The organism is Bacillus sp. J33, from assembly GCF_000518885.1.
In the GTDB taxonomy this organism is placed as follows: domain Bacteria; phylum Bacillota; class Bacilli; order Bacillales; family Cytobacillaceae; genus Cytobacillus.
The window spans coordinates 19,199-29,150 of record NZ_JAEL01000074.1 but is presented as its reverse complement, the minus strand read 5'-3'; the positions used below and the strand labels follow the sequence as shown (position 1 = coordinate 29,150).

General features: G+C 39.9%; 12 protein-coding genes. 9 read left to right on the top strand and 3 right to left on the bottom strand.

Annotation, left to right across the window (positions count from 1 at the left end; translation table 11 throughout):
• Positions 1-499: 499 nt before the first annotated feature.
• Complete coding sequence (locus L634_RS0119525) at positions 500-1,390, top strand: M15 family metallopeptidase (RefSeq protein ID WP_026583896.1); 891 nt, start codon at positions 500-502, stop codon at positions 1,388-1,390.
• Positions 1,391-1,411: 21 nt separating this feature from the next.
• Here the strand turns inward: L634_RS0119525 and L634_RS0119520 are convergent, their stop codons facing one another.
• Entirely contained in the window at positions 1,412-1,657 is a 246-nt protein-coding gene (locus L634_RS0119520) for a hypothetical protein (protein ID WP_026583895.1), read from the bottom strand.
• A gap of 791 nt (positions 1,658-2,448) precedes the next feature.
• Here L634_RS0119520 and L634_RS0119510 point away from each other — a divergent pair.
• The 3 genes from L634_RS0119510 (at position 2,449) to L634_RS0119500 (ending at position 5,587) form a co-directional block, all read left to right on the top strand.
• A complete protein-coding gene (locus L634_RS0119510; RefSeq protein ID WP_232233796.1) occupies positions 2,449-2,646 on the top strand; it encodes a cation transporter in 198 nt (65 codons plus the stop codon).
• 163 nt (positions 2,647-2,809) lie between these two features.
• Positions 2,810-4,306 (top strand): S41 family peptidase, encoded by a 1,497-nt coding sequence (locus L634_RS0119505; protein ID WP_034262928.1) that lies wholly within the window; start codon positions 2,810-2,812, stop codon positions 4,304-4,306.
• A 345-nt stretch (positions 4,307-4,651) separates the two neighbouring features.
• Complete coding sequence (locus L634_RS0119500) at positions 4,652-5,587, top strand: LCP family protein (RefSeq protein ID WP_442852711.1); 936 nt, start codon at positions 4,652-4,654, stop codon at positions 5,585-5,587.
• A gap of 76 nt (positions 5,588-5,663) precedes the next feature.
• Here L634_RS0119500 and L634_RS0119495 read toward each other — a convergent pair whose 3' ends face one another.
• Positions 5,664-6,278 (bottom strand): class I SAM-dependent methyltransferase, encoded by a 615-nt coding sequence (locus tag L634_RS0119495; RefSeq protein WP_034262926.1) that lies wholly within the window; start codon positions 6,276-6,278, stop codon positions 5,664-5,666.
• 116 nt (positions 6,279-6,394) lie between these two features.
• On the opposite strand from L634_RS0119495, the gene L634_RS0119490 reads away from it, so the two are divergent.
• The 4 genes from L634_RS0119490 to L634_RS0119475 all read left to right on the top strand — a co-directional run bounded on the left by L634_RS0119490 (position 6,395) and on the right by L634_RS0119475 (position 9,173).
• The gene (locus L634_RS0119490; protein ID WP_026583889.1) at positions 6,395-6,796 is read left to right on the top strand and encodes a hypothetical protein; all 402 of its coding nucleotides are present in this window, start codon (positions 6,395-6,397) and stop codon (positions 6,794-6,796) included.
• Positions 6,789-7,727 (top strand): CobW family GTP-binding protein, encoded by a 939-nt coding sequence (locus tag L634_RS0119485; RefSeq protein WP_026583888.1) that lies wholly within the window; start codon positions 6,789-6,791, stop codon positions 7,725-7,727. Before L634_RS0119490 ends, L634_RS0119485 begins: the two co-directional genes overlap by 8 nt.
• Before the next feature lie 71 nt (positions 7,728-7,798).
• Positions 7,799-7,963, top strand: a complete 165-nt coding sequence (locus L634_RS33950; protein WP_198029800.1) for a hypothetical protein — start codon at positions 7,799-7,801, stop codon at positions 7,961-7,963.
• Positions 7,964-8,336: 373 nt separating this feature from the next.
• Positions 8,337-9,173 (top strand): hypothetical protein, encoded by an 837-nt coding sequence (locus tag L634_RS0119475; protein ID WP_026583887.1) that lies wholly within the window; start codon positions 8,337-8,339, stop codon positions 9,171-9,173.
• 62 nt (positions 9,174-9,235) lie between these two features.
• On the opposite strand, the gene L634_RS0119470 is transcribed toward L634_RS0119475, so the two are convergent.
• The gene (locus tag L634_RS0119470; protein ID WP_026583886.1) at positions 9,236-9,478 is read right to left on the bottom strand and encodes a hypothetical protein; all 243 of its coding nucleotides are present in this window, start codon (positions 9,476-9,478) and stop codon (positions 9,236-9,238) included.
• A gap of 106 nt (positions 9,479-9,584) precedes the next feature.
• Between L634_RS0119470 and L634_RS0119465 the strand changes: the two genes are divergently transcribed.
• Entirely contained in the window at positions 9,585-9,860 is a 276-nt protein-coding gene (locus tag L634_RS0119465) for a hypothetical protein (protein ID WP_332249057.1), read from the top strand.
• The last annotated feature ends 92 nt before the right edge of the window (positions 9,861-9,952 follow it).

Genomic DNA, 9,952 nt, shown 5'->3' with positions numbered 1-9,952 from the left:
GTTATACTCTTTATACATAAGAAAATCGTTCCTTTCTCGTATGGTGGGTTGTGGTGACTTAATTATACCAAAAAGGACGATTTTCTTCTTTTTTTGTCTTAGTATTAATGCTGATATTGATTCTTGCACCCTGTTGATTGGAGCGGAAGGGGCGAGACTCCTGCGGGAGAAGCGAGTCAGCGGGAGACCCCGCAGGTGCGAATGCACCGAGGAGGCTCCCGGACCGCCCGCGGAAAGCGAGTCCCTGGAGCGGAAATCAACAGGCCAATTTTATAGAAGAAAAAAGAGGGTGCCCGAAAGTTAGACTTTTGGGACACCCTCTTTTTTTAATATAGGTTAGAATAGGTTAGACTTTAAACAAATTGGCAATAAATACTTATAAAAAAAATTAGCTTGGATTTTGTGCCGATTGTCCTGTTTTTATCTAAGGTATGGATTAGTTGACGTGTAGTGTTAAAATAGTAATGTTGCAAAGAAATACAAAAGATAGGTGAAATGAATGAAGAAGATCTTACTATTAACGGGAATGCTTAGCCTTTTGGTTTCAGGCTGCAGTCAGCTCGATCCTTATCTGGAAAAGGCACAGCCTCTGATTGAAAAAATTCCTTTCCTTAATGAAGAAAAAGGTATGGAGGAAACACCTGAAGATAATTCATCTTCACAGGGTGAAGAAAATAATGCTGAAAGCAATACTGATGAAGAAGGTACAGTAAACGAAGACGAAAATACGGCTGAAGAAGATCCTCTTTTATTAGAAGCTTCATACTTTAATGATATTAAAGTGGTCAACGGCCGAAATATCATTCAAAATCCTGAAAATGTAATGGTTCTTGTTAATAAGCAATTCAGCCTTCCCGATGGCTATGAACCAGCACAATTGGTTATTCCTGATGTCGCCTTTTCATATGGAAAACTAGATTTGGAGAAAAGTTATATGCGACATGATGCTGCAGCAGCTTTGGAAAAACTTTTTGAAGGAGCGCAGCAAGCTGGAATAGAATTGTATGCTGTTTCAGGATATCGTTCCTATGATAGGCAGACCCAAGTGTTTGATGCCGAGGTAAGCAGAGTAGGGGAAGAAAAAGCGGTACAAGCCGTGGCTGTTCCGGGAAGCAGTGAACATCAGACGGGACTTTCAATGGATATCTCAAGCCGAAGCGCCAATTTAGAGTTATCGGAGCAGTTTGGAGAAACCAAAGAAGGAAAATGGATTGCCGAGAACGCCCATCGCTATGGATTTATTCTCCGATATCCAAAAGGAAAAGAAAGCATTACAGGGTACAAATATGAACCTTGGCATTTTCGCTATGTGGGAGTTGAAGCTGCCAAAGTAATTTATGAAAAGCAATGGACATTGGAAGAGTACTTTAATATCGTTAAGAAAATTTAAGAGGCCGTTTTCGGCCTCTTCTTAATTTTCTTTTTGCTTTTGATTGCTTTGGCCGGATTGAAAATAATAAATAATTGTCAAAAGAACGGGTACGCCAGGGAGGAACATTAAATAGCGGAGCCCGTTTTCTGCCCCTGATAAATAATAGGCCAAAGGCAGCAGAAGAATTGCGCTTAAGATCGCAAGCTTCCAGGACTGACTCATGATCCCTGCAATCAGGCTTATTAGGGAAAGGGCAAAGCTTATCCATAATACTGCTGTTATCATAATGTTTTCACTCCTTTTAATAAGGCTGTATTATAGCTGATTGTTGATTTTTAGCACCCTGTTGATTGGAGCGGAAGGTGCTAACTCCGCGAAAATGCTACCGCAATTCCTTCGTGCCGTGATCCTTCAAGGAGGCTTATTCATTGTCTTCCGGGAAAAGGGCAGCCAAGAGAGACCCCCAAGGAAAACACGCGAGGGCAGGCTCGCGGAAAGCGTTTGAAACTAGCATCAACCTACATTATTGCAAGGACCTAATTAAAAAGGCTGACATACTTGAGGTTTGCGGCTTTCTGAATGGGAAAGGGAGGTGGCATGGGGCCATTAGAAAAAGTAGGTTGTATATTAAAATATGTTTATATTTGCAAAACAATTAATCTTTTATTTTTCTAGATATTTCCATCTGTGCTGATAAAATGAAAAAACGCTATAAATGAGGGTGTGGATAATTTTTCTAAATGAACTGACAGTTGCCGATGCTGAAAAACTTTTGGTAGTTAATGCCGATGATTGACGACGAAAATTGGCCCCATTAAAGGGAAACGGTAATGAATGCTTCTTGTTAACGACGAAAGCAGGCCAACTAATGGGAAATGGAAGGTTAATCCAGCCGTATCTTAGAAACATATCAATCTAATGGACTTCGGGTGTTATCCGAATTAAGCAGCTGCCAATGAAGCTGCATAACTTTACATACTTTATTGATTACAACCCCTTAATGTTTTCCGCCCTTTTAATTGAGGTAATAATAATAAAGGTTTACTCGAAAGAGGGAGGCGCTGATTTTGGAAAGAATGTCGTTAAAAGTTATAGGCATGACGTGCGGCCATTGTGAAGAAGCCATTAAAAATGCTCTTATGTCTGTTGATGGAGTGGCAAGCGTTTTAATTGCTTTTCATGAAGAGACCGTTGAAGTGGAGTATGATCCGGAAAAAGCCAACAAGGCCAGTCTGATAAATACAATAGAAGATCAAGGCTATAGAGTAGCCTAATAATATGCGCTTAGCTATTTTGCTAAGCGCTTTTTGCCAGCGATATCGAGAGTAAAAGAGAGGAAATTTCATCAGAAGGGCTTTTCGTACATTTTTCTTTGTTATTTTTTCAGTAAAAATGTTATTCTAATCATTAAGGATTGTACATAGTAATTTTACGGTCATGAAAGTGGTGAAGAGTTTGCAAAATGATGATTTAAACAAGGGAACATCCGAAGCTCAGGATAATAATAACTCAGGTTTTATCCGTATGAAAAAGTTTCATTTTGTTATGCTGCTGTTTTTTATAGTCTTTCTCTCGGCCGGCATTACAACTTTTGCCCTGGCATTTGGAGATGAAAAAGCAGTAGATGTAGGAACTGGTGAACGAAGGGAATTTGATAAGCTTTATACAGCTTATGATACCCTAAAAGCAAACTATTTCCAGGAAGTCGACCAGGAAAACCTTATAAATGGAGCTATCAACGGAATGCTTGAGGCTTTGGATGATCCATATTCGGATTATATGAATAAAGAGGAAGCAAAGAGCTTTCACCAGAGCATCTCATCCTCCTTTGAGGGAATAGGGGCTGAGATCCAGGAGCAGGAAGGAAACATTGTCATTGTTTCTCCGTTAAAAGGGTCACCAGCTGAAAAAGCAGGGTTAAGGCCGAATGACAAGGTTTTATCAGTGGATGGCAAAAGCCTTCAGGGGATGAGCTCTACTGAAGCAGTAATGCTGATCAGGGGTGAAAAGGGCACGAAAGTAAAACTTGCTATTCAGCGTCCTGGTGTGGATGAACCAATGAATATATCCATTACTCGCGACACAATTCCGCTTGAAACTGTGTATGGGGAAATGATGGAAGATGGCATTGCAAAGGTGCAAATTACAACCTTCTCGGAAAATACTTCAAAAGAGCTTGTTGATACCTTGAATGAACTCCAGCAGCAAGGAATGAAAGGATTAATTCTTGATTTAAGGCAAAACCCTGGCGGCCTGCTTGACCAGGCTGTCAAAATTTCAAGTCTGTTCGTGCCAGAAGGAGAAATTTTATTCCAAATTGAAGACCGTGATGGCAACAGAGAAGAAGTTAAATCAACAAAAGAAGAAAATCCAAATATACCTTTAGTGGTTGTTATCGATAAAGGAAGTGCCAGTGCATCCGAAATATTGGCTGCCGCAGTAAATGAATCTGCAGATGTGCCGCTTGTCGGTGAAAAATCGTTTGGAAAAGGCACAGTCCAGCGTGCACAGGACTTCGCTGATGGCTCTAATATGAAGTTTACAACAGAAAAATGGCTAACTCCTGACGGCAATTGGATTCATAAAAAGGGAATTACCCCTGACCATGAGGTATCATTGCCAGAATATGCAACCTTGCCTTTTATTAATCCTGATACTGAATTAAAGCTTTCTTCTTCCTCTGCACAGGTTAAAGCAGCTCAGCAAATGCTAAAGGCTCTTGGTTATGAGCCTGGCAGAGAAGATGGCTTCTATGATGAGAAAACGGAACAGGCTGTCAAGGAATTTCAGGCTGCTGAAAAACTTGAACAAACCGGTGTGTTATCAGGGCAATCTACAATCAAACTGATGGAAAGACTTCGTGAAAAAATTGATAAAAATGATACACAGATTCAGAAAGCAGCAGACATTTTAAAAGAACAGCTTGGTTCTTAATAAAAAGCAGCTCTCCAATTTTTTGGAGAGCTTTTTTATGCTGGCTATGATATTCCTGCTGCTGATTGGTTGAAGAGTGAGAGAGCCTCGGTCAGGCATCCGCATTGCCATAGAGAGATGTTTATTCAAGGCCTAGGGAGGGTTGTCAGAGGGAGACACTGGTGGCCGCACAAGCCGAGAATCGTCCGCCCCCTTCGGAAAGAAAGTGCTTGGGCAAAAAGCAGCAGTTAAGTTTAACAAAGTCATACGATTCTATGTATTGCCTCTGCAGAACATGGGTATATAATGTAATTTTCTTTCCAACAATGGTACTAGACTAAAATCTAAGAGGATGGACACTCAGGGGTGATAAACTTGAAGAAATTTTTGGTTGTAATATTGATTGCTGCTGCAGTTCTTTCTGGCTGTACTTCATTCCTGCAAAAGGAAAATCCCAAAGAGCCTGCCAGGGAAAGTGAATCTGCAGAAAACAAACAGGAAAATAAGAACCCTTTTAAAATATCAAATGAAACGAAAAACTTTCTGCTGATTGGCGTTGATAGCAGAGGGGAAGAAGAATCCCGTTCAGATGCAATCCTGCTTGCAAGTTATGAACCTTCAGGAGATTCAATAAAATTGGTTTCTTTAATGAGGGACAGTTATGTGAAAATCCCTGACTATACATATACCTATAGCAAATTAAATCATGCTTATTATATAGGCGGCAAGGAGCTGCTAAAAGAAACGATAGAAGATAATTTTGGAGTGAAAGTCGATCATACAGCCGTAATTGATTTTCAGGGCTTTATAAAGCTGCTTGATGCAGTTGCGCCTGATGGTATAGAAGTAAATGTGACCTCTGCAATGATTGAGGATATGGGTCTCGATCTTGAACCAGGAAAACAGAAGCTTAAGGGGAACGATCTTTTATCGTATGTCAGATTCCGTCATGATGGACAAAGTGATTTTGGAAGAGTGGATAGGCAGCAGGAGATATTAATTTCCCTAAAGAATCAAGTGATGGATGAATTTTCATCGCCAGCAGGTATTGCACGGTTTCCAGAAGTGATCAGCAAGGCAATGAAATTTGTAGAAACTGACTTAAAGCTCGAGGAAGCTCTATCCCTTGGCGCTTCCTTCCTGATGAACCCTGTAACTGAAATTGAGACATTAAGAGTTCCTGTCTCAGACAGCTATGAAAATAAAACCTATGAACATGCAGGAGCAGTTCTTCAATTAAACTTAGAGGAAAACACAGAAGCTTTAAAACAGTTTCTGGAGTCTGAAAGGCAGAAAGAATGAGATATAAAAATAGCTGCTTGCTCCTTCAGCACAAAAAGCAAGTTTATACAAAAAGTTAAGAGGAGCTTGGCTCCTCTTAATTTTTTGTGCAAACCGCTATCCCTATCGGATAATGTTTGCCTTCTCTTTTTGGCTCAATGAGTACGCTCCGCTGATAGTAATACTCCGTCGTTCCAAATGGCTCAAACAGTTCCATAAATTCTTCTTCGGTCAGCTGGTGAATATGAAATGGTTCTCTTGTCGGTTTGCCTCTTCCTGCACCAAAAGGAGTGGACAGAATAAGTTTTCCGCCAGGTTTCAGCATTTTGAAAAGGTTATTAAGAAAAGCATTTTCAGTTTCCAGATGCTCAATGGTTTCAAAGCTTGTTATCACATCAAATAGACCTAATTCATCAGGAAGGTTTTCATGAACGGCGTCTGCTTTCATATATTGCACAAGAGGGTGAAAGTGATGTTGCTTGGCATACTTTAATGTATCTTCATCAATATCCACAGCAATAATTTCATCTATTTCAGTCTTCTTCGATTTGGCCATAATTTTTGAACCGTAGCCCGTTCCGCAGGCAATATCAAGTACTCGCCCTTCAGCGTAGTAAAGGGCAAAATAATATCGTGCCAAATGTTCGAGGAGCATTCCGTTGGTAATGGGCAATTCCTCTGGTATGATTCTTTCTCCGGTATTTTTCAGCATTTCTATACACCATCCCTATTAAGGAGATTATAACAAATATACCTTATGGTTTGTACGCATTGCTAAAATCATATACAATGTCTCATTAGACAGGATAGCTATGAAGAGGTGATCCTTTGAAACAAATAGTAGATCTTCAAGATAAAACACGTGATAAAATAGCAACGATAGAAGAAGAGTGCGAAAAACTCGCAAAAAAACTTTATAACCAGTATAAACAAGATTTTGAAACTGTAGACGAGCATCTTGTTGTTGACCTAATAAGGAGCATTAAAGGAAAAAGTGCTGCCAATAAGGATGTATTCACTGTTGATTATGAATCATTTCTGGAAGTTGGGGTTGAGACAGAAGATGATTATTTTCCAAATGCCTATATTCCTATCTGGAAATGCAAGCAGGAAATGTTTCAGCCAGTAGGGTATTTAACAAAGCTTGATATAGATTCAATTGAGCAAAAAATGAGAGACATGATAGAAGAAATGCTGGCAGAACGTAAAGAAGGAGAAAAGAATGGATAATACCGAAATCTATATTTTATCTGGTTTTCTTGGAAGCGGGAAAACAACTTTGCTTAAACAGCTGCTGGAAGATGAGAGGAAGCAAGGCAGAAAAGTAGCTGTAATGATGAATGAACTCGGAAAAGTGTCGATTGATTCCGACTCGGTGGATGAGGATGTTCCTCTTAAAGAGCTCCTTGACGGATGCATATGCTGTACAATCTCCGATAAGCTGGAGGCACAGCTTCAGGAATTGCTTACAGTAGAAAAGCCTGAAGCTATTTATATCGAAACGACAGGGGCCGCTCATCCGGTTGAAGTACTTGACAGTATCCTCTCACCGCTTTTTGCAGATCGAATAATTGTGAAAGGAATTACATCCGTAGTTGACGGCCCAAGATGGCTTAATCGCAAATTATTAAGTCCGCAGGTTCAGCAGCTGTTAATAGAACAGGTCCGTCATGCAGACTTAATTGTATTAAATAAGTCGGATCAACTTACTGATGCAGATCAATCTCAGCTTACAATGGAAATTCAGGCTCTTAATAGCCGGGCATTCAGTATACTAACATCTTACTCAAAAATAGCTATCAAGCAGATTAGGGGAATGTCATCCCGGGAAAAGAGTGGAGCTGCCCGTTCGCATGTTTTATCTGATTTAAAATTAAGCTCCTATGTTTACCAGTTTCAAAGCACGGTTAACCAGTCTGATTTTGAGGACTTTTTACGAAGTCTCCCAGATACAGTATACAGAATAAAAGGATATTTAAAACTGGCTCCATCCCGTTACCCTTCTTTATTCCAGTTTTCCTATGGCATGCCTTTATTTATGCAGGAAAATATCAATATGCCTCTAAATATGGTCTTTATTGGGGAGAACATGGACTGGAGCAAAATTGAAAATCAGCTTAAAATGCTGGAGGAAACAGCTTCGAACAGTTCTGAATGGTGACTTCACAGGCATTTGTTTAATGAAAAAGCATACGGGTATACTCTCCTTAAACGATTAAAGGAGTGGATTTCATGCCATGGTCAAAAAGTGATTATCCTGATGCAATGAAAAATCTTGATCCAAAGGTACGCGACAAAGCTATTGAAATTGCAAATGCACTGCTTGAAGAGGGATATGAGGATGGGAGAGCTATTCCGATTGCTATAGACAAAGCAAAAGAAACCATTAAAGAGTAAAGCCGGCCTTTATAATAGGCCGGTTTTCTAATGAAAAGGCTGTGTTTTGATTTTTGCACTCTGCTGACCGGAGCGGAAGACGTGAGATCCGCGAAAATACATTTACATTACTTTCGTGAGGTGTTTCTTCGAGATTGCTTATTCAATCACCTGCCATGAGTATTTCTGTCCCGCGGGTGTTCCCCGGGGAGCGTCGGACCGCTTGAAGCGGAAATCAACTCCGGAATTTAACACAGCCTATTTTTCAAATATACATAAATCGCATCCTTAGCAGATGTGATTTTTTTTTGTTCAATGAATGAAGAAAGCGGGCTTTTGGGAAACTTTTTTATATAAGCTGAGATGAAAAATTTATTAAAAATGAGTGGAGCTAATGAAAACTTTAAAATTAATACTTTTAACTGCCTTTTTATTGACTATGGGAAGCTCTTCTGCAATAGCAAGCGAAGAGGGGATAGGCTGGCAAGTCGATATGCTTCCCTGGAAACAGGTAAATAGGATCCTGCCCAAATATAGCAAGTTTACCGTTCTTGACGTTGAAACAGGAAAAAAATTTAAAGTCCAAAGGCGTGCAGGGAGTCATCATGCTGATGTTCAGCCTTTAAACGCCCATGAAACAAAAATTATGAAAAGCATTTATGGGGGGAAATGGAGCTGGAAGAGGCGCGCAATTATTGTTATTCATGGTGACCAATGGATTGCCGCATCAATGCACGGAATGCCTCATGGAGGAGGAGCTCTGAAAAATAATTTTCCAGGCCACTTTTGTATACACTTTTATGGCAGCACAACACACCGTACGAATTTTATGGATTTATCACATAAATTGATGATTTTAAAAGCAGCTGGCAAGCTTGAAGGCTATCTATATGGCGCTAATCCCTATGATGCAGTCACTGCATTTATTGCAGGTATGAAACAGCAAGATCCCAAAATAGTCCAGCTCTTATCCCTCCAAACAATAAATTGGAAGAAATTAATGCATAATATTGATAATGTAAGGCTAAGCAGTATGCCGGTGCTTCCGGCTGAGGATTTGACAGAGGAACTGTCCCTTGAAATACCTGTTGAGGTTGATTGGGTTATTAAAGGCAGCGGGAAGCAGCACTTTCGAGGCAGTATAAAGCTTGTTCGGTTTTCCCCAGCCGATTCATGGAAAATAGATAGCAGCCGATTTCTGGAAGAAAACAAATTGATAGAAAATAGATAAAAGCTTGAGAAAAATGATCTCAAGCTTTTAATTGCTGCTTTTATAAACACAGCAGCTGCTTTTCACTGCTTTTCACCGAATTTAATAAATGTGTGCTCATCTTCTACAAGACCGCATGCTGCACATTGCACCCTTTTATCGGGGCCCTTATACGGCATATGAAAAGGGGATAACTGTTCACTGCTGTACTCCTCAAGCACCTGCCCTGTTTGGGGGTCCATTTTGATCGGCTGCGGAACTTGCTGGATAATATTAAATCGGCTCCTGTTGGTTTTACAATTTGGACAGCGGTAAGGTAAACTCATACTATCATGCTCCTTTCTAGGATAGTGGCTATATTTTTTGCATTTGCAAATTTATTTATGTAAAAATACATTTATAGTTCATAAAAATTCCTGGGATGGAAGGGATGTGCAAAGGTTGAAGCCAAACTTTGACCACTTACTTAATGAATATAGAAAGCTTTGGAATAACCGGAAATTGACGGGAGATGATGAGGCAGAATTATTGCTGAAAGAAGCAATTGCCAGAGAACTTAAGGATGAAAATTCCCACCCGAGAGTCCGTAAGCCACTTTATGAAAAGTTTTTTCTGGCAGTCAAGAGAATAACATCCTCCAGCTTGGATGATGTTGATAAGAATGCCCTGATTGAATTGCATATTGAGCAGCTTGAAAGCATGAAATAGGAAGTGGCAGCTTCCTATTTTTTATATTTTGGGAGACAGTGAATCACAGGCTTTTCTTGCAAGATTCAAGATCCCTTCACATTTATCTCACA

What these genes read in the sequence shown, in the direction of transcription:
- L634_RS0119475 (WP_026583887.1), top strand. Translation starts at nt 8,337, where the DNA reads ATGAAAACTTTAAAATTAATACTTTTAACTGCCTTTTTATTGACTATG.
- L634_RS0119510 (WP_232233796.1), top strand. Translation starts at nt 2,449, where the DNA reads ATGTCGTTAAAAGTTATAGGCATGACGTGCGGCCATTGTGAAGAAGCC.
- L634_RS0119525 (WP_026583896.1), top strand. Translation starts at nt 500, where the DNA reads ATGAAGAAGATCTTACTATTAACGGGAATGCTTAGCCTTTTGGTTTCA.
- L634_RS0119485 (WP_026583888.1), top strand. Translation starts at nt 6,789, where the DNA reads ATGGATAATACCGAAATCTATATTTTATCTGGTTTTCTTGGAAGCGGG.
- L634_RS33950 (WP_198029800.1), top strand. Translation starts at nt 7,799, where the DNA reads ATGCCATGGTCAAAAAGTGATTATCCTGATGCAATGAAAAATCTTGAT.
- L634_RS0119520 (WP_026583895.1), bottom strand. Translation starts at nt 1,657, where the DNA reads ATGATAACAGCAGTATTATGGATAAGCTTTGCCCTTTCCCTAATAAGC.
- L634_RS0119505 (WP_034262928.1), top strand. Translation starts at nt 2,810, where the DNA reads ATGAAAGTGGTGAAGAGTTTGCAAAATGATGATTTAAACAAGGGAACA.
- L634_RS0119495 (WP_034262926.1), bottom strand. Translation starts at nt 6,278, where the DNA reads ATGCTGAAAAATACCGGAGAAAGAATCATACCAGAGGAATTGCCCATT.
- L634_RS0119470 (WP_026583886.1), bottom strand. Translation starts at nt 9,478, where the DNA reads ATGAGTTTACCTTACCGCTGTCCAAATTGTAAAACCAACAGGAGCCGA.